Below are 18,986 nucleotides of genomic sequence, written 5' to 3'. Positions count from 1 at the left end.
CATGAAGATCCATGCTCAGGCCCTGCTGTTCGACAACGACGGAACCCTCGTCTCCTCCCTCGAGTCCGTGCGCCGCTGCTGGACGCGGTGGGCCGGCGAGTACGGGATCACGGCCGAGCGGTTCGCGCGGGTCGAGCTGCACGGGCGGCCGGCCGCGGAGATAGCCGCCGACCTGCTGCCCGCCGATGTGGTCCCGGAGGCCGTCGCACGGATCGAGCGACTGGAGGTCGAGGACGTGCCGAACGGCGGTGTGCACCTGCTGCCCGGCACCCGGGACCTCCTAGACGCGCTGCCCGCCGACCGGTGGGCCGTCGTCACCTCCGCCACCAGGCGGCTCGCCGAGGCCCGGCTCGACGCCGTCGGCATCCTCCCCAAGACCCTCGTCGCCGCCGACGACATCACGCGCGGCAAGCCCGACCCCGAGCCCTATCTGCTCGGTGCCCGCGCCCTGGGCGTCGACCCGGCGGCCTGCGTCGTCTTCGAGGACGCCCCCGCCGGACTCCAGGCCGGCCGGGCCGCCGGCATGACCACCGTGGCGTTGGCCACAACCCACCGGGCCGGCGAACTCGACGCCGACCTGGTGGTCGACGACCTCGCGGCGCTGTCCGTACTGGTCACCGACGGCGGGATCGAGATCGCCGTACGGGACTGATCCCCGCCGCCCGGGTCCGGTCACCGTCCACCGCTGTCCACCATGCGGACAGCGGTGTCCGCTCAGAGCGGCCGGTCTGCTTTACTGATCCGCATGAGCACCACGAGCGACCGCACCCCTGCGACCGAGGCGACGACGACGCCCGGTGCTCGTTGTATGTGCCGAATGTGCGCCTTCTAGAGGGCCCCCGCACCACCTGAGCCTCGCGCCCCGAAGCGAGTGCCGGCTCGTCTCCGTCGCAGCGCCCCCCCCCGCACGCGGCCGAGCCACGCCCCGCGCACACGTTCTCCCCGGTTCCACCGTGCATCGCCACCGCGAGAAACGTGCCGCGTTCCGAAGGTCCGGCGAGACCCCCGGAGAACAACGCCCCCGTGCCCGGCGCCCACACATGCGCCGCGCACTCGACAGTGACGGAAACCCACGTGATCACCACATCGGGCCTGACCAAGGTCTACCGCTCACGCGGCCGCGAGGTCACCGCCCTGGACGGCGTCGACCTGCACGTCCGCGAGGGAGAGGTGTTCGGCGTCATCGGCCAGTCCGGCGCCGGCAAGTCCTCGCTCATCCGCTGCGTCAACCTCCTGGAGCGCCCCACCTCCGGCACGGTCACCGTCGCCGGCCAGGACCTCACCGCGCTGGCCGGCCGCGGCCCCCGCGCCGGCCGGGAACTGCGGCAGGCGCGCAGCCGTATCGGCATGGTGTTCCAGCACTTCAACCTACTGTCCACGCGGACCGTGCAGGACAACGTCGAGCTGCCGCTGGAGATCCTCGGCAGGTCCGGGAAGGAACGTTCCCGCAAGGCGCTGGAGCTGCTCGACCTGGTCGGCCTCGCCGACAAGGCCAAGTCCTATCCCGCGCAGCTCTCCGGCGGCCAGAAGCAGCGCGTCGGCATCGCCCGCGCCCTGGCCGGCGACCCCAAGGTGCTGCTGTCCGACGAGGCCACCAGCGCGCTCGACCCGGAGACCACCCGCTCCATCCTCCAGCTGCTGCGCGACCTCAACCGCGAGCTCGGCCTGACCGTTCTCCTCATCACCCACGAGATGGACGTCGTCAAGAGCGTCTGCGACTCGGCCGCCCTCATGGACCGGGGCCGCATCGTCGAGTCAGGCACCGTCGGCGAGCTGCTGGCCACGCCGGGGTCCGAGCTGGCCTCCGCCCTCTTCCCGGTCGGCGGTGAGGCCTCGGGGGACGACCGCACCGTCCTCGACGTCACCTTCCACGGCGAGGCCGCCACCCAGCCCGTCATCTCCCAGCTGTCCCGCACCTACAACATCGACATATCGATCCTCGGTGCGGCCATCGACACCGTCGGCGGCCTCCAGATCGGCCGGATGCGCATCGAGCTTCCCCGGCCGCTACGAGGACAACGTCGTGCCCGTCGGCTTCCTGCGCGAGCAGGGGCTGCAGATCGACGTGGTGGACCGGGAACCGGCGGAACCGTCCCTGCTGGTGAAGGAAGGTGCCAAGTGACCTGGTCCGAGATGCGGCCCCTGCTGGAGCAGGCCTCCTGGGAAACCCTGATCATGGTCGGCTGGTCCACCGTGATCGCGGTGGCCGTCGGTCTCCCGCTCGGCATCCTCCTCGTCCTCACCGACAAGGGCGGCCTGCTCCAGAACGTCGTGGTCAACAAGGTCATCGGCCAGATCGTCAACGTCGGCCGCTCGATGCCGTTCATCATCCTCATGGTCGCGCTGATGAGCTTCACCCGCTGGATCACCGGCACGACCATCGGCAGCGAGGCCGCCATCGTGCCGCTCGCCATCGGCGGCATCCCCTTCTTCGCGCGGCTCGTCGAAACGGCCGTCCGCGAGGTCGACGGAGGGCTGGTCGAGGCCGTGCAGTCGATGGGCGGCAACACCTGGACCATCGTCCGCAAGGTCCTGGTCCCCGAGGCGCTCCCCTCGCTGATCGCCGGCACCACGACCACGATCATCGCCCTCATCGGCTACTCGGCCATGGCCGGCACCGTCGGCGGCGGCGGCCTCGGCGACCTCGCCGTCCGCTACGGCTACCAGCGGTTCGAGACCGGGATGATGTGGATCACCGTCGCGATCCTCGCCGTGGTCATCTCGCTCATCCAGTTCGCCGGCGACTACGCGGCCCGCACCCTGCACCGCCGCGGCGGACGCGCGGGTGCCGCCCCCAGGCTGCGGCTGCTCAAGGCCAAGGAGCCCGCGGCCGCCGACGTGAGCAAGGTCGCCTGACACCCGCACCAGGACTCCCCGTCCCACCAGGACGGGGCCGTACCACCCTTCAGGAAAGGCACTTTTCGTGCGTAACACCGCCAAGATCACCACCGCCGTCCTCGCCGGAGCCCTCACCCTCGGGCTCGCCGCCTGCGGCTCGGACAAGGACGCCGCCTCCGACACCTCCGGCCCGCTCGTCGTCGCCGCCAGCCCGACCCCGCACGCCGAGATCCTCAACTTCGTCAAGGACAACCTGGCGAAGAAGGCGGGCCTCGACCTCGAGGTCAAGGAGGTCTCCGACTACGTCACGCCGAACACCTCGACGGAGGACGGCTCGGTCGGCGCCAACTTCTTCCAGACCAAGCCGTACCTCGACGACTTCAACCAGAAGCGCGGCACCCACATCGTGCCCGTCGTCGACGTGCACCTGGAGCCCCTCGGCCTCTACTCCCACAAGGTCAAGAAGGCCGACGACCTGAAGAGCGGTGCGACCGTCGCCGTCCCCAACGACACCGTCAACGAGGGCCGTGCGCTCCAGCTCCTCGCGGCCAACGGGATCATCACCCTGAAGGACGGCGTCGGCACCTCGGCGACCCCCTCGGACATCACCGGGAACCCGAAGAAACTCAAGTTCAAGGAGCTCGAGGCGGCCCAGACCCCGCGCGCCCTGGACGACGTGGACGCGGCCGTGGTCAACGGCAACTACGCCATCGGTGCCGACCTGAAGCCCGCGAAGGACGCCCTCGTCCTGGAGACCGCCGAGAACAACCCCAACAACAACCTGCTCGCCGTCAAGGAGGGCCAGGAGAACGACCCGCGCGTCAAGAAGCTCGCGAAGCTCCTCACCTCGCCCGAGGTGAAGAAGTTCATCGAGGACAAGTACGCCGGCGCCGTGCTCCCCTCCTTCTGACCGCCCGGGCCCCCGGCCGCGCCCGGGGTCCGCTCCGCGGAGGAGCGGACCCCGTGGTGCGGCCGAGTGCTTTCATGCTGCATGCTGGGCAGTTCAGCAGGCCCTGACGGTTACACAGGTTACGGAGCGGCGCATGACGAGCACCTTCCCCAACATCTCCATCAGCACGGAGCGGTTGGTGCTGCGCCCCCTCGACGAGGACGACGTCCCCGCCCTCGCGGCGATGATGAACGACGAGCAGGTCGCGGCCTGGACCCACGTCCCGCAGCCCTTCACCGAAGAGGGCGCCCGCACCTGGATCACCGGGTACGCCCCCGCGGAACGCACCGCCGGCCGCGGACTCGACCTCGCCGTCACCGAGTTCCTCACCCAGCGGCTGGTCGGCATCGTCCAGCTGAGCAAGACCAACTGGCACGTGCGCTCCACCGAGCTGTCGTACATCGTCGCCCCCTGGGCCCGCGGCGAGGGCTACGCCTCCGAGGCGGCGCTCGCCACCGCCCAGTGGCTCTTCGGCGACCAGAAGTTCGAGCGCGTCGAGCTGCGCACCGCGGCCGGCAACACCGCCTCCCAGCAGGTCGCCCAGAGGATCGGCTGCATCAGCGAGGGCGTCCTGCGCAACGCCTGCATAGCGCGCATGCGCACCGAGGACGGCACCTGGACCGACGTGCGCACCGACTTCATCGTGTGGAGCCTGCTGCCCGAGGACATCGAGGGCGCGGCGGAGCAATTGGCCGACAGAGACGGTTTCACCTCCTTCACCGACTGGAACTGACCTGGGGGGACGGGCGGCGTCACCACCGCGCCCCGAGGCCGCACCAAGTACCCTCACGGAGCCCGCCACGAGCGGTATTCCGCGACCACGACCTGCGAAGACCCCTGGAGACTGACGACGATGGCCGACCGGGTCACGGTGATCGGCTGGGACGGTTCGCCGCTGACCGCCGCGGCACGCGCAGCCCTGGGCGCCGCCACGCTGGTGGCCGGCGCCGCCCACCACCTCGCGCTTCCCGAGGTGCCGCCCGCCGCCGAGCGCATCCGGCTCGGCAGCGTCGCCCTCGCCGCCCGCCGCATCGCCGCCCACCGGGGCACGGCGGTCGTGCTCGCCGACGGCGACCCCGGCTTCTTCGGCGTCGTGCGCACCCTGCGGGCGCCCGAGTTCGGCCTGGAGGTCGAGGTCGACCCGGCCGTCTCCTCCGTGGCCGCCGCCTTCGCCCGCGCCGGCATGCCCTGGGACGACGCCCAGGTGGTCGTCGCCCACCCCCGTACGCTGCGACGCGCGGTGAACGTGTGCCGGGCTCACACCAAGGTCGCGGTCCTCACCTCGCCGGGCGCCGGTCCCGCCGAACTCGGCCTGCTGATGGAGGGCGTCCACCGCACCTTCGTCATCTGCGAGGAACTCGGCACCGCACGCGAGCAGGTCACCGTCGTCACCTCCGACAAGGCCGCCGACCACACCTGGCGCGACCCGAACGTCGTCATCGTCGTCGGCGGCGTCACCGTCCCGGGCACCCCGGCCGACGGGGCCGGCTGGATCGCCGGCCGGGACCCCGCCACCGGACCGCGCGGCTGGTCGCTGCCCGCGGAAGCGTACGGCGGTGAACTCGGCGAGGGCGAGACCGAGATGCTGCGCACGGCCCAACTGGCCCGGCTGGGCCCGCGCCCGGGCGACCTCGTGTGGGACATCGGGTGCGGCAGCGGGGCCTTCGCCACCGAGGCCGCGCGCGGCGGCGCCGCCGTCATCGCCGTCGACCGCGACCGGGACGCCTGCGCCCGTACCGAGGCCACCGCACGGCACTTCGGCGTCCAGCTCCAGACCGTGCACGGAACCGCCCCGCACGTTCTGGAGGACCTTCCCGAACCGGACGTCGTCCGCGTCGGCGGCGGGGGAGCGGCCGTCGTCTCCGCGGTCGCCGACCGCCGGCCGCAGCGCATCGTCGCCCACGCGGCCACCCGCGACGCGGCCGAACTCGTGGGCAGGGACCTGTCGGAGCACGGTTACCGCGTCGAGTGCGCCCTGCTGCAGTCCGTCGGGCTCGACACCCGCGCCTGGACGGAGACGGAGCGGAGCGTCGCGTTCCTGCTCAGCGGGGTTCTCCCGGACCGCGCCCCGTGATCGGATCGTCGTACCGCCCGGGGTAGGCTGGCGGATTGTTGTACCGCACTGGGACACCGGACGCTTCGTCGTCCAATGTCCTGAAAACCCGCCAGTTCTGAGGGGTGTGTGGTACGGCAGGACCCGAGGACGCGCAACGTGGCGCAGTCCACAGCGGGCCGTCGCGGATCAAGCTGTCGTGACGGGGGAACGACCGCGACAATGCCACTCAATGGCTTTGTCGTCTTTTCCGGCGGGTCGTTCGTGCCGCTGGGCACGCACGCTCGTTCTTCACTACGGGCGGTCGGTGCGCCGTCCCGGGTGAGCTGGTCGTAGAAGCACTAACCGATGGGCGAGGGGTTACGCATGACCGACACCGGCCAGATCCCGGGCGAGGGGCTGCCGGAGAACGCAGGCATGGTGGAGCAGCCGGGCGTCCCCGCACCCGGCGCGTACGCCTACCTCTCCGAGACCACCGCCGAGGACGAGGACCTCCTGCTGCTGCCGGGTGCCCAGAGCGCCTGGGGCAACGAGGTCGCACCGCCCGCGCCGGAGCCGGTCGTCGAGACCGTGCACCAGCCGGGCCCGCACGAGATGTCCGGCCGCGACAGCGGCTCGGTCGACCTCGGTGGCGTCCGCCTGCCGGAACCGGCCGCGGAGCCCGCGTCCCAGCCGTCCCCGCCGCGCCGGCCCCTGCACCTCGGTCCGCCGATCCCCGACACCTCCGCGAGCCCCGTCCGTTCCCTCGCCGACCGGGGCCCTGCCAGCGTGCCGATGCGGCACGCCGGACCGCCGACCGCCGGCCCCGAGTACCTCGACGTCCCCCAGGCCGCCGCGTTGCCGCCGCAGGGGGCGGCGCCCTGGGGCGCGCAGCCGGCCCCGTCCGGCGCCGGGGCGGCGCCCGGGGAAACGGTTGTTCCGGTGGCGGAGCAGCGTCCCGAGCCGGTGGGCGCGGCCCAGGCGCTCGTCACCCGCGTGGCGACGGAGGCCGTGGCGGCGACCGGCGGCACTCCGGAGCCCGAGGAGGCCGGAGAGCCCGCGGCCGAGGCGCACGAACAGGCCGCGGCCGGCGACGACACCGTGCCGGGCGACGACACCCTGCCGGGCGACGCGGCCCACGCGACGGAAGCCGCGGTCACCGCCGACGGCGGAGTCGAGCCCCCGGAGGAGGGTGCGCCCGGGACCGACGGCGCGCCCGTGGCCGGTGACGTGCCGGCGGCGGACGCGGCCCAGCAGCCGCCCGCGCGGATGCCCGGTGCCGAGCCCGGACCGGCCGGCGTGCCGGCTCCCGAGGCGGTCGAGCCCGAGTCCGCGCCGGCCGTCGGGGTGCCCGGGGACGGCGCCGTGACCGTGCCGGAGGCGCAGGCCGACCAGGCTGCCGACGTGGTGCCCGCGCCGGAGGCCGAAGCCGGGCAGTCCGGTGCGCCGGAGCCTGCGCCCGTACCGCAGCCGGGTGAGGAAGCACCGGCCGTCGAGGCGCCCGTGTCCGAGCCCGCGCCGGTCGCCGAGGCAGCCGTGCCCGAGTCGGCGCCCGTCGTCGACGCGCCCGCGGCCGAGACGCCCGCGCCGGTGACGGCACCGGTTCCCGAGGCGGTCGCCGCTCCCGCTCCGGTCGTCGAGGCGGTCGTGCCCGAGTCCGCGCCGGTCGCCGGGGTGCCCGGGGACGCTGCCGAGACCGTGCCCGAGGCGCAGGCCGACCAGGCTGCCGACGTGGTGCCCGCGCCGGAGGCCGGCGCCGGGCAGCCCGGTGAGCCCGAGCCCGCGACCGGCATAATGCCGCCGGGCGAGGACGTGCCGGCCGCCGAGGCGCCCGTGTCCGAGCCCGACGCCGAAGTCCCCGAGCCGCCCGTGGCGGAAGAGGCCGAGCCGCTCGCCGAGCCGGCGGACGGCCCCGCGTCCAAGCCGTCCCCGGCCGCGGTGCTGACCCCGCCGGCCGAGCCGGCCCCCACCGCGGAGCAGACCGCCCCGGAGCCGGCCGTTGTGGTCGAGCCCCCCGCCCCGGCCGATCCCACCGCCCCGGAGCCGGCCGCCCCGGCCGAGCCCGCCGCCCCGGCGCCGATCGCGGTGACCGAGCCCGCCGCCCTGGCCGAACCGGGCCCGGCACCCGTGCCGCAGCCCCAGCCGGCCGGCGAGACCGTACGCCAGGACGTCCAGGCGCCCGCCGTGCCCGGACCGTCGCCCGAGGCGCCGGCGGACCCCACGACCGCCCCCGCGGCGGCCGTGGCCGAGGAGGCCGCCCCCGTGCAGGACCACCCGGACCTCCCGCACCCCGCCCAGGGTCCCCAGTCCCTGCCGAACGCCGACGTGGCGCCGCAGACGCACGCCGGACCCCACGCCGAGCCGGCCGCCGGCCCGGCGCCCCACCCCGACCAGCCCGTGGGCCGGTTCATGCCGGTCGACGGCGGCCAGGTGCCCACCACCCCGCACCTCGCCCCGACCCCGCCCGAGGCCCTCGTGCTCCCGCCGGAGGCCCCGGCCGCACCGGCGCAGGACCCGGTGGCCGGGATTCCCGCCCCGCGGGAGGCCGGCGCCGAGGTCGCCCAGAACGCCGACGACCTGGACACCCGGGCCGCCGACCAGGAGGACCCGCACGACGCGGACACGGCCGCGGGGACGGACGTACGACGCTCCACCGGCCCGGCGGCCCCCGCCTACGACGACGCCGAGCGCGAGGCCGTCCTGAAGGTCATGCGCGAACGCCGGGACATCCGCAACGGCTTCCGCGGCGACCCCATCCCGCATGAAGTGCTGCTCCGCGTCCTGGAGGCCGCGCACACCGCGCCCTCCGTCGGCCACTCGCAGCCCTGGGACTTCGTTGTCATCCGCTCCGCCGACACGCGGCGCGCGATGCACGAACTGGCGATGCGTCAGCGCGACGCCTACGCCAAGTCCCTGCCCAAGGGCCGGGCCAAGCAGTTCAAGGAACTGAAGATCGAGGCCATCCTCGACACGCCCGTCAACATCGTCGTCACCGCCGACCCCACCCGCGGCGGCCGGCACACCCTGGGCCGGCACACCCAGCCGCAGATGGCGCCGTACTCCTCCGCGCTCGCCGTCGAGAACCTATGGCTCGCCGCCCGCGCCGAGGGCCTCGGCGTCGGCTGGGTCAGCTTCTTCGACGAGCGCGAGATGGTCCGCGCCCTCGGCCTGCCCGAACACCTGGAGGTCGTCGCCTACCTGTGCGTCGGGTACGTCGACGAGTTCCCGGACGAGCCCGAGCTGATGCAGGCCGGCTGGTCCAAGCGCCGCCCGCTGTCGTGGGTCGTGCACGAGGAGACGTACGGCCGCCGCGCCCTGCCCGGAGAGGAACCCCACGACCTGCTCGCCGAGACCGTCGCACAGATCCGCCCGCTGGACGCCAAGGCGCTCGGCGAGGCCTGGGAGCGCCAGAAGCGCATGACCAAGCCGGCCGGCGCGCTCGGCATGCTGGAGATCATCTCCGCGCAGTTGTCCGGGCTGTCCCGCCAGTGCCCGCCGCCCGTCCCGGAGCCCGCGGCCGTCGCGGTCTTCGCCGGCGACCACGGAGTGCACGCCCAGGGCGTCACCCCCTGGCCGCAGGAGGTCACCGCCCAGATGGTGGCCAACTTCCTCGGCGGGGGAGCGGTGTGCAACGCGTTCGCCACCCAGGTCGGCGCCGAGGTCTGCGTCGTGGACGTCGGTGTCGCCGCCGACCTGCCCGCCACCCCGGGGCTGCTGCCCCGCAAGGTCCGCGCGGGCACCTCCGACATGACCACCGGCCCCGCGATGACCCGCGAGGAGGCCAAGCAGGCCATCGAGGTCGGCATCGAGACCGCCCGCGACCTGGTGGCGGCCGGCAACAAGGCACTGCTCACCGGCGAGATGGGCATCGCGAACACCACCGCGTCCGCCGCCCTGATCTCCGTGTTCACCGGTGCCGACCCCGCCGAGGTCACCGGCCGCGGCACCGGAATCAACGACGAGACCCTCGTCCGCAAGACCGAGGTCGTGCGCCGCGCGCTGGAACTCCACCAGCCGGACCCGGCCGACCCCATCGGCGTGCTCGCGGCGATCGGCGGCTTCGAGCACGCGGCCATGGTCGGCCTGCTGCTCGGCGGCGCCTCCCTGCGCACCCCGGTGATCCTGGACGGCGTCAGCGCCGGCGCGGCCGCGCTCGTCGCCCGCGCGATCGCCCCCGAGGTCCTCGCGGCCTGCATCGCGGGGCACCGCAGCGCCGAGCCCGGTCACGTCGCCGCGCTCAACAAGCTGGGCCTGCGCCCCCTGGTCGACCTCGACCTCCGCCTCGGCGAGGGCACCGGCGCGCTGCTCGCCCTGCCGATGGTGCAGAGCACGGCGCGGGCGATGCACGAGGTGGCGACGTTCGACTCGGCGGGCGTCACCGAGAAGTAGCGCTCGCACCACGCAGGGGGCCCGGCACCACCGCGCCGGTCCCCCTGCCGACCTGCCGCGGCCCTGTCCGGCGCCCGCACCGGGCGATGCCGTCCAACCACCGGACCCCCCGCGTCCCCGCGGCCGCCCGGCCGTAAAATCCGCACGTCAGCGCCACCGCCGCAAGAGGAGCCGTCCCCTCATGGCCGAACACCCCGCCTACCCCGTAGGCCTCCGCCTCACCGGCCGCCGTGTGGTCGTTCTCGGCGGCGGACAGGTCGCCCAGCGCCGTCTCCCGGCACTTATCGCCGCCGGCGCGGACATCCGCCTCGTCTCTCCCGCGGCGACCCCCTCGGTCGAGGCCATGGCGGACGCGGGCGAGATCACCTGGGAGAAGCGCCCGTACACCGAGGGCGACCTCGCGGACGCCTGGTACGCCCTGATCGCCACCGGCGACACCGCCGCCAACACCGCGGCCTCCGCGGAGGCCGAACGGCACCGCGTGTGGTGCGTGCGCTCCGACGACGCCGACGCGGCCACCGCCTGGACCCCGGCCACCGGCACCAGCGAGGGCGTGACGGTCGCCGTCCTCACCACCGACGCCCGGGGCCGCGACCCCCGCCACACCGCCGCCATCCGCGACGCCGTCGTGGAGGGCCTGCGCGACGGCACCCTCGTCGCCCCGCACCACCGCACCCGCACCGCCGGCGTCGCCCTGGTCGGCGGCGGCCCCGGCGACCCGGACCTGATCACCGTCCGCGGCCGCCGCCTGCTCGCCGAGGCCGACGTCGTCATCGCCGACCGGCTCGGCCCCCGCGACCTGCTCGCCGAACTGCCGCCGCACGTCGAGGTCATCGACGCGGCGAAGATCCCCTACGGCCGGTTCATGGCGCAGGAGGCCATCAACAACGCGCTGATCGAGCACGCCAAGCAGGGCAAATCGGTCGTCCGGCTGAAGGGCGGCGACCCGTTCGTCTTCGGGCGGGGCATGGAGGAGGCCCAGGCGCTGGCCGAGGCGGGCATCCCCTGCACGGTCGTCCCCGGCATCTCCAGCTCCATCTCGGTCCCCGGCGCGGCCGGCATCCCCGTCACCCACCGGGGCGTCGCCCACGAGTTCACCGTCGTCAGCGGCCATGTGGCCCCCGACGACGAGCGCTCCCTGGTCGACTGGCCGTCGCTCGCGAAGCTGACCGGCACGCTCGTCATCCTCATGGGCGTCGACAAGATCGGCCGGATCGCCGACACCCTCGTCGCGCACGGCAGGTCCCCGGACACGCCGGTCGCCCTGGTCCAGGAGGGCACGACCGCCGCCCAGCGCCGGGTCGACGCCACCCTCGCCACGGTCGCCGAGACCGTCGTCGCCCAGGAGGTCAGGCCGCCCGCCGTCATCGTCGTCGGCGACGTCGTCCACCAGGGCCCGCAGGGAACCGCGTGACATGGCCGAACCCATCGTCCTGAAGGACCCCGACGACCCCCGTCTGCACGACTACACCAACCTGACCGACGTCCAGCTGCGCCGCCGCCGCGAACCCGCCGAGGGCCTGTTCATCGCCGAGGGCGAGAAGGTGATCCGGCGGGCCGCGCAGGCGGGCTGCGAGATGCGGTCGATGCTGCTGTCGGCCAAGTGGGTCGACGTCATGCGCGACGTCATCGACGCCACCCCCGCTCCGGTGTACGTGGTGGACCCCGCGCTCGCCGAACAGGTCACCGGCTACCACGTGCACCGCGGCGCCCTCGCCTCCATGCGGCGCGAACCGCTGCCCACGGTGTCCGACCTGCTGCGCACCGCCGCTGTCGGGCGGGAGGACGGCACGGTCCGCCGCGTCGCCGTCCTCGAGGACATCGTCGACCACGCCAACGTCGGCGCCGCCTTCCGCAACGCCGCCGCCCTCGGCGTCGACGCGGTCCTGCTCACCCCGCGCTGCGCGGACCCGCTCTACCGCCGGTCCGTGAAGGTGTCGATGGGCGCCGTCTTCCAGGTGCCGTGGACCCGCCTGGAGTCCTGGCCGGACGACCTCGGCACGCTGCGCTCCGAGGGTTTCACGGTCGCCGCGCTCTGCCTGAGCGACCGGGCCGTCACGCTCGACGAACTCGCCGCTCGGAAGCACGGGAAGCTCGCCCTGCTCTTCGGCACGGAGGGCACCGGCCTCACTCCCGGGGCCCTCGGCGCGGCCGACGAACACGTACGCATCCCGATGGACGCCGGCGTCGACTCCCTCAACGTGGCGGCCGCCTCGGCGGTCGTCTTCTACGCCACCCGGCCGGGAGCCGCCTGACCCCGCACCCCGGGAGCGAAGCACCGGGGAGGGCCGGGAGATCAGAGCCCGGACGCCCCGGACCCCGGCCCGTCGGCGCGTACGTCGGCCTGTCGCTGCTGGACCCGCACCCCGCCCGGGTCGTCGCCCAGACCCCGGGCCGGTCCCTGGCAGCCCTGCGCGGCGGCGATCCCCAGGGCGACCAGCAGCGTCACCACCACGAAAACGAACAGCCGCTGCCGCAGCAGCCTCGGATTCGCCGGACGCAGCCGGGTCCCCGTGGGCCTCGGCCCCGGACGGCCGGACCCGCCGCGTGCCCCGGCCCGGCCGCCGCCGGAGCGGGTGCCGTTCCGTCCGGTGTCGCGGGAGGCGGGCGTGGGCCGGCCCGCGGACCGGGACCCCGCGCGACCGCCGCGCGGGACGCCGCCGCGGGATCCGCCGTCGCCCCGCGCGGACGATCCCCCGCGTGACGGCACCCCGCCGCGCGAGGATGGGCCCCTGCCGCGCGCGGGCGTGCCGCCCCGCGAGCCCGGCGTGCCCCGGGGCGCGGGGGTGCCTTGGCCGCCCTGCTGCCCCTGCGGGCGCCGCTGGACACGCTCACGATCCGGATAGGTGTCGGCGAGCTGCCCCGTGGGCCGGTCCGCCTCCGCGGAACGCGGCGCGGGCGGCCGTACGTCGGCGAGCCCCTGGGCCTCCCGGGCGGCGATCTCCTTGAGCCGCAGGGACAGCTGGAGGGTGCTGGGCCGCTCGTCGGGGTCCTTCGCCAGGCAGGCCCGGACCAGGGGCGCGAGCGCGTCCGGAACCCCGTGCAGCTGGGCCTCCTCGTGCACCACGCGGTACAGCATCACCTCGGAGCTGCCGTGCCCGAAGGGCGAGTCGCCCATCGAGGCGTACGCCAGCGTGGCACCGAGGGAGAACACGTCCGTGGCCGGCGTGACGGCCGCCCCGCGCACCTGCTCCGGCGCGAGGAAGCCGGGGGAGCCGACCGCCGTGCCGACGTGCGTGAGTGTCGAGGCGCCCGTCGCCCAGGCGATGCCGAAGTCGATGATCCGCGGCCCCTTCGGGGACAGCAGGATGTTGGACGGCTTCAGGTCCCGGTGTACGACGCCCGCCTCGTGCACGGCGACCAGGCCCTCGGACAGGGCGGCCCCCACGGCGGCGACGTCCGCCGCGCCGAGCGGTCCCTCGTCCACGACCTTGTCGTGCAGGGAGGGACCGGGGACGTACTGGGTCGCGAACCAGGGCCGGTCCGCGTCCAGGTCGGCGGCGACCAGCCGGGCGGTGCAGCCACCGCGGATCCGCCGGGCCGCCGACACCTCGCGGGCGAACCGGGAGCGGAACTCCTGGTCCTCCGCCAGGTCCGGCCGGATGACCTTCAGCGCGACCCGTTGCCCCTTCTTGTCGGAGCCCAGGTAGACCACGCCCATACCGCCCGCGCCGAGCCGCCTGTGAAGCCTGAACGAGCCGACGACGCGCGGGTCCTCGCGCCTCAGGCGCATCATCGCCATGTTCATCCCCGCTGCCCGGTCCCTGTGACGTGCCACAGCTTACGTTTCCCCGGCCGCCCGCGCGCAGAGGCCGCGCCCTCTCGGGCCGAGGGATTGTCGGTACGGGGCGGGAGAGTTGAAGGACGGTCAGGCCCCCGGGGGGCATACGCGCCCGGTGCGGCCGGTGATCCCAACCGCCGGGCCGGGGCGGGGGATTGGTCCACGGGACGGCGATCACGCCGGGCGGGGCCCCCGGGCGGTACCCAGGACGCGGCCCGGGCGCCGGGCACGTGACCGAAGTCACCGGACGGTGAGTGTCCCTTCCGGGAAGACCCCGAGAGGCGGCGGCCGGTCTCCACCCAGGGGAGTACACCGCGGGCGACGGCTCATCCTCCGGGAGGCCCGGCAATCGGTACGAGGGCATGACGCCGGTCGGTCCCCGGACGCCTAGATTTGAGGTCAAGCGGCGGGTGCAGCACTCGTCCCCCGAGGTCAGACGCCCGCCGCTGCCAAGGACAACAAAACGGTCAGGAGAGGGACCATGGCCCGGACGGCACCGCGGACGCTGGTCCGCATGCGGGAGCAACGCCGTCAGGGACGTCGTCACCCCGTGGTGGCGACCCTCATGGCCCTGCCCCTGGCGGTCCTGCTCCTCCTCGTCTTCGACGGGTGGGAGACAGTGGCCACACAGGCGTCGTCCGTGGGTGTGATGCTGGGGCGCTGAGAGGCGACCCCCAGGCCCGGAAGAGCGGTCCGGGCGGGGACATCCATCCATGAAACCCCGTGGGGACGGGGGTGCGGCGGACGGCAAAATGCCGGCGCAGCTGGGGAGCTGCGCCGGCATTGCTTTTGCCCCGCCACCCCGCCCTCGCAGTCGCCGCAGCCGCGGGCAATCGTGCCTCCCCCCGGGGCCTCAAGGGCCTGGGAGGTACCCCCAGGGCGGCACGGGTGGGCGCAGCGGCACCCCGGCAACGCCGGGCCGCGCGTCCCGCCCCTGCCCCGCCCCCACACCCAGGCACCCCGCGACGCCGGACCACGCACCCCACCCCCACCGAGGCGCCGAGCCACCCGCACCACCCACCCCCATCCGCCGTACCCTCACCCCCGTGACCCCGGACGCCCTCCTCCCCGCCCTGACAGCCCACGCCAGGGCAGCCGCCCACGCCCACACCTCCCCGGCCGCCCCCTGCGCCTGCGGCACGGCCACCCTCGCCGACCGCCCCGACGCCACCGTCGTCCGCCACGCCGGTACCGTCGCCAAGGCGCACGCCGCGGACGCCGACCCGGCCGAGCTCGCCCTCCGGATCACCGTCGCCGCCCGCTTCCCCGGCATCCTCCTGCCCCCGCTCCACCCCACCCCCACCGACCTGCACGGACGGCTCGTCACCCGCTGGCCCTACGGCACCCCCGTGGACCCCGACGATCCGGACGCGGCGCCCTGGGAGGCCGCCGCCACCCTCCTCGCCCGCCTCCACCGGACCCCGTCGCCCGTGGCCGGGACGCCCGTGATGCGGGGCCCCGAGAAGGCGGCCCGCGCCGTCGCACGGCTGCGGGCCACCGCACCCCGTCACCCGGGCACCGCCCCCGTCCTGCGGGCCTGGGCCACGCTCCCCGGCTGGGCGCGGGGCGAGGCCGCCATGCCGGACACGGCCACCCTCTGCCACGGCGACCTCCACCTGGGCCAGCTCGTACGCCACCGCGCCCCCGACGGCCCCTGGCTGCTGATCGACGTCGACGACCTCGGCGTGGGCGTGCCCGCCTGGGACCTGGCCCGGCCGGCGGCCTGGTACGCCTGCGGGCTGCTCCCGCCCGCCGAGTGGAACCGCTTCCTGGCCGCCTACCGCGCGTCCGGCGGCCCGGCCGTCCCGCCGGAGGGCGACCCCTGGCCCGCGCTGGACGTCCCGGCGCGTGCCCTCACCGCGCAGACCGCCGCCCGAGCTGTCACCAAGGCCGCCGCGGCCGGCCGGCCCCTGGACGAGGTGGAACGCGCCCTGGTCGACGCCTGCGCGCGCATGGCCCCTGCCGTCCCCGTCCCGCCCTCCTGCCCGCGGAGTTGAGCCGAGGTTCCCCGACGTAGGGTGCAACCGACCGCCGCCGGACAGAGTCTGTCCTGGCGATACGCGAAGCAGGACCGACCGGCGAGGAGTTGAGCCGAGCATGCAGTGCCCCAAGTGCCACGCACCGATGCACACCTACAACCGCAACGGCGTTCAGATCGAGCAGTGCAGCGGCTGCCGCGGGATCTTTCTCGACTACGGGGAGCTGGAGGCGCTGACCCGTCTCGAGGCGCAGTGGTCCCAGCCCGCGCCGCCGGCCCCGCCCGCCGCCCCGCAGGCGTACCCGGCCGCCCAGGCTCCCGCCTGGGGCGCCCCGCAGGCCGGTCACGGCCACTACGGGCACCACCGCAACAAGAGCTTCGGCCGCATGCTCTTCTCCAGCTGAGCACGGACACGACGAAGCCCCCGGCCGTACGGGACGGCCGGGGGCTTCGGTGTGGTGTGGACGATACTGGGATTGAACCAGTGACCTCTTCCGTGTCAGGGAAGCGCTCTCCCGCTGAGCTAATCGTCCGGGAGATACTGCGTGCGCGATACTGGGATTGAACCAGTGACCTCTTCCGTGTCAGGGAAGCGCTCTCCCGCTGAGCTAATCGCGCGGGATCCTCAGGGGCCACGATCTTCGCAGACCGAGATCCTTGCGGACAGTGGACGATACTGGGATTGAACCAGTGACCTCTTCCGTGTCAGGGAAGCGCTCTCCCGCTGAGCTAATCGTCCTTGGAGGTGGAGACGGGATTTGAACCCGTGTAGACGGCTTTGCAGGCCGTTGCCTCGCCTCTCGGCCACTCCACCAGGAGTGCAGAAGGCCCGGGAGGCCCCCTGTTCCTGCGAGCGGACGACGAGGCTCGAACTCGCGACCTCAACCTTGGCAAGGTTGCGCTCTACCAACTGAGCTACGTCCGCCTGTCGGTTCGGTCCGCTTGCGCGTCCCGGCGACGTGTTGAACTCTAGCGGATTCCGGAGCCAGCACAAAAACGCGTTTGCGCAGCGTGCTGCGGTGCCTCGGCGTACGGACCTGGTCAGGGCCCCCGGAAGGACACGTCCGGGTCACCTGGGAGACACGCCGCCTAGACTCGGCCACGTGCTCCGCCTCCCTCCCCTGGCCCGCTTCGGCGACCGTCTCGCCACCGGTCTGCTCGACGTCACGAGTGATCCCGCCGCCCTGGACTCCAGCGGCTTCTGGGCCGTCTGCGCGGACTTCGAGGGCCGTCTGACCTGCGCACGCTTCGCCGAGGTACGGACATGCGCCGTCCCCGCGCCGGTGCCGGGCCGGTGGCGGGGACCGGCCGCCGGCGACTGGACGTCCTCCCTCCACCGCGACGCGTACACCGCCGCCGTGCGCCGCATCCGCGCCTGCATAGCCACCGGCGAGGTCTACCAGGCCAACCTCTGCCGGGTGCTGTCGGCGCCCGTCGCCCCCCACGCCGACGTGGACGCCCTCGCCGCGCTGCTGGCCCGCGGCAACCCCGCGCCGTACGCGGGGACGATCCGGCTGCCCGGCCACGGGATCGAGATCGCCACCGCCTCGCCCGAGCTGTTCCTGCGCCGGGACGGCCGGACCGTCGAGTCCGGGCCGATCAAGGGCACCGGACGGACCGAGGCCGACCTGCTGGAGAAGGACTACGCCGAGAACGTGATGATCGTCGACCTGGTCCGCAACGACCTGGGGCGGGTCTGCGCCACGGGCAGTGTGACGGTGCCCGACCTCTGTGCCGTGGAGAAGCACCCGGGGCTGGTCCACCTCGTGTCCTCCGTGCGCGGCGAACTGCGCGCCGGCGCGGGCTGGCCGGAGCTGTTCGACGCGGCCTTCCCGCCCGGTTCCGTCACCGGCGCCCCCAAGCCGAGCGCCCTGCGGATCATCGGGGAACTGGAGACCGCGCCCCGGGGCCCCTACTGCGGGGGCATCGGCTGGGTCGACGCCGACCGGGGCACCGGAGAGCTGGCCGTCGGCATCCGCACCTTCTGGATCGACCGGGCCGCGGGGCTGCTGCGGTTCGGCACCGGCGCCGGCATTACCTGGGGGTCCGACCCGGAGGGGGAGTGGCGGGAGACCGAACTGAAGGCGTCCAGGCTGCTCGCGGTAGCGTCGGGTGCGTACGAGGCCGACGGAAGTGGAGAGGCGCAACAGACGTGAAGATCTGGCTCGACGGCGGACTGCAGGACACCGAGGCCGCCCGTGTCTCCGTGTTCGACCACGGCCTGACCGTGGGCGACGGCATCTTCGAGACCGTCAAGACGGTGAACGGCAGGCCGTTCGCACTGACCCGGCACCTCGACCGGCTGGCCCGCTCGGCCCGCGGCCTGGGTCTGCCCGACCCCGACCTGGACCTGGTCCGCCGCGCCTGCGCCGCTGTCCTCGAGGCCAATCCGATGCCGCTCGGCCGGCTGCGCGTCACCTTCACCGGTGGTCACGGCCCGCTCGGCTCGGACCGCGGGGAGCACGGCACCACCCTCGTGGTCGCCCTCGGCGAGACCGCCCGCCGCCCCGACTCCACCGCCGTGATCACCGTGCCCTGGACCCGCAACGAACGCGGCGCGCTCACCGGCCTGAAGACCACCTCCTACGCCGAGAACGTCGTGGCCCTGGCCCGCGCCCGCGAACAGGGCGCCACCGAGGCCCTGTTCGGCAACACGGTCGGGCGGCTCTGCGAGGGCACCGGCTCCAACGTCTTCGTCGTCCTCGACGGTGAGATCCACACCCCGCCGGTCGCCTCCGGATGCCTCGCCGGGATCACCCGGGCCCTGGCCGTGGAGTGGACCGGCGCCCGCGAGACCGATCTGCCGCTGGACGTGCTGGAGCGCGCCGACGAGGTCTTCCTGACCTCCACCCTGCGGGACGTGCAGGCGGTGCACCGGATCGACGACCGTGAACTGCCGGGCGCCCCGGGTCCGGTGACCGCCAAGGCCATGCGGATCTTCGAGGAGCGGTCCGGCGACGACCTCGACCCGTGACCCGGGATATTCGGCTGCTCCGCGGGCCGTGCCGGGGGTAGATCT

14 protein-coding genes, 5 tRNA genes and 1 pseudogene are annotated in these 18,986 nt (G+C 74.2%); 14 read left to right on the top strand and 6 right to left on the bottom strand.

Annotation, left to right across the window (positions count from 1 at the left end; translation table 11 throughout):
* The first annotated feature begins 1 nt into the window (after window position 1).
* The 9 genes and pseudogenes from AC0VYN_RS24455 to AC0VYN_RS24415 all read left to right on the top strand — a co-directional run bounded on the left by AC0VYN_RS24455 (window position 2) and on the right by AC0VYN_RS24415 (window position 12,463).
* Window positions 2-652 (top strand): HAD family hydrolase, encoded by a 651-nt coding sequence (locus AC0VYN_RS24455; RefSeq protein ID WP_475532706.1) that lies wholly within the window; start codon window positions 2-4, stop codon window positions 650-652.
* A 422-nt stretch (window positions 653-1,074) separates the two neighbouring features.
* Window positions 1,075-2,122: pseudogene (locus AC0VYN_RS24450) on the top strand (methionine ABC transporter ATP-binding protein).
* 11 nt (window positions 2,123-2,133) lie between these two features.
* On the top strand, window positions 2,134-2,856 hold the full coding sequence (locus tag AC0VYN_RS24445; RefSeq protein WP_475536975.1) for a methionine ABC transporter permease: 723 nt from the start codon (window positions 2,134-2,136) through the stop codon (window positions 2,854-2,856).
* A gap of 67 nt (window positions 2,857-2,923) precedes the next feature.
* On the top strand, window positions 2,924-3,748 hold the full coding sequence (locus AC0VYN_RS24440) for a MetQ/NlpA family ABC transporter substrate-binding protein (protein WP_475532705.1): 825 nt from the start codon (window positions 2,924-2,926) through the stop codon (window positions 3,746-3,748).
* Between the two features lie 133 nt (window positions 3,749-3,881).
* Window positions 3,882-4,520 (top strand): GNAT family N-acetyltransferase, encoded by a 639-nt coding sequence (locus AC0VYN_RS24435; RefSeq protein ID WP_475532704.1) that lies wholly within the window; start codon window positions 3,882-3,884, stop codon window positions 4,518-4,520.
* A gap of 120 nt (window positions 4,521-4,640) precedes the next feature.
* Window positions 4,641-5,861 (top strand): precorrin-6y C5,15-methyltransferase (decarboxylating) subunit CbiE, encoded by a 1,221-nt coding sequence (cbiE, locus tag AC0VYN_RS24430; RefSeq protein ID WP_475532703.1) that lies wholly within the window; start codon window positions 4,641-4,643, stop codon window positions 5,859-5,861.
* Window positions 5,862-6,206: 345 nt separating this feature from the next.
* Window positions 6,207-10,208: a nicotinate-nucleotide--dimethylbenzimidazole phosphoribosyltransferase gene (gene cobT / locus AC0VYN_RS24425; RefSeq protein ID WP_475532702.1), complete on the top strand. Its 4,002-nt coding sequence runs from the start codon at window positions 6,207-6,209 to the stop codon at window positions 10,206-10,208.
* Window positions 10,209-10,389: 181 nt separating this feature from the next.
* Window positions 10,390-11,622: a uroporphyrinogen-III C-methyltransferase gene (cobA, locus tag AC0VYN_RS24420; protein ID WP_475532701.1), complete on the top strand. Its 1,233-nt coding sequence runs from the start codon at window positions 10,390-10,392 to the stop codon at window positions 11,620-11,622.
* A 1-nt stretch (window position 11,623) separates the two neighbouring features.
* A complete protein-coding gene (locus tag AC0VYN_RS24415) occupies window positions 11,624-12,463 on the top strand; it encodes a TrmH family RNA methyltransferase (protein WP_475532700.1) in 840 nt (279 codons plus the stop codon).
* Window positions 12,464-12,504: 41 nt separating this feature from the next.
* On the opposite strand, the gene AC0VYN_RS24410 is transcribed toward AC0VYN_RS24415, so the two are convergent.
* On the bottom strand, window positions 12,505-13,956 hold the full coding sequence (locus AC0VYN_RS24410) for a serine/threonine-protein kinase (protein ID WP_475536974.1): 1,452 nt from the start codon (window positions 13,954-13,956) through the stop codon (window positions 12,505-12,507).
* Window positions 13,957-14,470: 514 nt separating this feature from the next.
* On the opposite strand from AC0VYN_RS24410, the gene AC0VYN_RS24405 reads away from it, so the two are divergent.
* The 3 genes from AC0VYN_RS24405 to AC0VYN_RS24395 all read left to right on the top strand — a co-directional run bounded on the left by AC0VYN_RS24405 (window position 14,471) and on the right by AC0VYN_RS24395 (window position 16,371).
* Entirely contained in the window at window positions 14,471-14,653 is a 183-nt protein-coding gene (locus AC0VYN_RS24405) for a hypothetical protein (RefSeq protein ID WP_475532699.1), read from the top strand.
* 382 nt (window positions 14,654-15,035) lie between these two features.
* Window positions 15,036-15,986 carry a phosphotransferase gene (locus AC0VYN_RS24400; protein WP_475532698.1) on the top strand — a complete coding sequence of 317 codons (951 nt, stop codon included), beginning with the start codon at window positions 15,036-15,038 and terminating at the stop codon, window positions 15,984-15,986.
* A gap of 100 nt (window positions 15,987-16,086) precedes the next feature.
* The gene (locus AC0VYN_RS24395; protein WP_385468024.1) at window positions 16,087-16,371 is read left to right on the top strand and encodes a TFIIB-type zinc ribbon-containing protein; all 285 of its coding nucleotides are present in this window, start codon (window positions 16,087-16,089) and stop codon (window positions 16,369-16,371) included.
* A 57-nt stretch (window positions 16,372-16,428) separates the two neighbouring features.
* On the opposite strand, the gene AC0VYN_RS24390 is transcribed toward AC0VYN_RS24395, so the two are convergent.
* The 5 genes from AC0VYN_RS24390 to AC0VYN_RS24370 form a co-directional block, all read right to left on the bottom strand.
* Window positions 16,429-16,500, bottom strand: a tRNA-Val gene (locus AC0VYN_RS24390).
* A gap of 13 nt (window positions 16,501-16,513) precedes the next feature.
* Window positions 16,514-16,585: transfer RNA gene (locus AC0VYN_RS24385), tRNA-Val, on the bottom strand.
* Between the two features lie 49 nt (window positions 16,586-16,634).
* A tRNA-Val gene (locus AC0VYN_RS24380) sits at window positions 16,635-16,706 on the bottom strand.
* A gap of 1 nt (window position 16,707) precedes the next feature.
* Window positions 16,708-16,781 (bottom strand) — tRNA-Cys (locus tag AC0VYN_RS24375).
* 38 nt (window positions 16,782-16,819) lie between these two features.
* Window positions 16,820-16,892 (bottom strand) — tRNA-Gly (locus AC0VYN_RS24370).
* A 178-nt stretch (window positions 16,893-17,070) separates the two neighbouring features.
* Here AC0VYN_RS24370 and AC0VYN_RS24365 point away from each other — a divergent pair.
* The gene (locus tag AC0VYN_RS24365; protein WP_475532697.1) at window positions 17,071-18,123 is read left to right on the top strand and encodes a chorismate-binding protein; all 1,053 of its coding nucleotides are present in this window, start codon (window positions 17,071-17,073) and stop codon (window positions 18,121-18,123) included.
* The gene (locus AC0VYN_RS24360; RefSeq protein WP_475532696.1) at window positions 18,120-18,941 is read left to right on the top strand and encodes an aminotransferase class IV; all 822 of its coding nucleotides are present in this window, start codon (window positions 18,120-18,122) and stop codon (window positions 18,939-18,941) included. The genes AC0VYN_RS24365 and AC0VYN_RS24360 overlap by 4 nt, the downstream gene beginning before the upstream one ends.
* Window positions 18,942-18,986: the final 45 nt, after the last annotated feature.

The organism is Streptomyces sp. 63XJN7_1_ISO-PGPR-S23-121, assembly GCF_056173025.1.
Note: the sequence above shows the minus strand (reverse complement) of the source record. Positions and strands in the feature narration are given on the sequence as shown.

What these genes read in the sequence shown, in the direction of transcription:
- AC0VYN_RS24455 (WP_475532706.1), top strand. Translation starts at nt 2, where the DNA reads ATGAAGATCCATGCTCAGGCCCTGCTGTTCGACAACGACGGAACCCTC.
- AC0VYN_RS24445 (WP_475536975.1), top strand. Translation starts at nt 2,134, where the DNA reads ATGCGGCCCCTGCTGGAGCAGGCCTCCTGGGAAACCCTGATCATGGTC.
- AC0VYN_RS24435 (WP_475532704.1), top strand. Translation starts at nt 3,882, where the DNA reads ATGACGAGCACCTTCCCCAACATCTCCATCAGCACGGAGCGGTTGGTG.
- cbiE (WP_475532703.1), top strand. Translation starts at nt 4,641, where the DNA reads ATGGCCGACCGGGTCACGGTGATCGGCTGGGACGGTTCGCCGCTGACC.
- cobT (WP_475532702.1), top strand. Translation starts at nt 6,207, where the DNA reads ATGACCGACACCGGCCAGATCCCGGGCGAGGGGCTGCCGGAGAACGCA.
- cobA (WP_475532701.1), top strand. Translation starts at nt 10,390, where the DNA reads ATGGCCGAACACCCCGCCTACCCCGTAGGCCTCCGCCTCACCGGCCGC.
- AC0VYN_RS24415 (WP_475532700.1), top strand. Translation starts at nt 11,624, where the DNA reads ATGGCCGAACCCATCGTCCTGAAGGACCCCGACGACCCCCGTCTGCAC.
- AC0VYN_RS24410 (WP_475536974.1), bottom strand. Translation starts at nt 13,956, where the DNA reads ATGAACATGGCGATGATGCGCCTGAGGCGCGAGGACCCGCGCGTCGTC.
- AC0VYN_RS24405 (WP_475532699.1), top strand. Translation starts at nt 14,471, where the DNA reads ATGGCCCGGACGGCACCGCGGACGCTGGTCCGCATGCGGGAGCAACGC.
- AC0VYN_RS24395 (WP_385468024.1), top strand. Translation starts at nt 16,087, where the DNA reads ATGCAGTGCCCCAAGTGCCACGCACCGATGCACACCTACAACCGCAAC.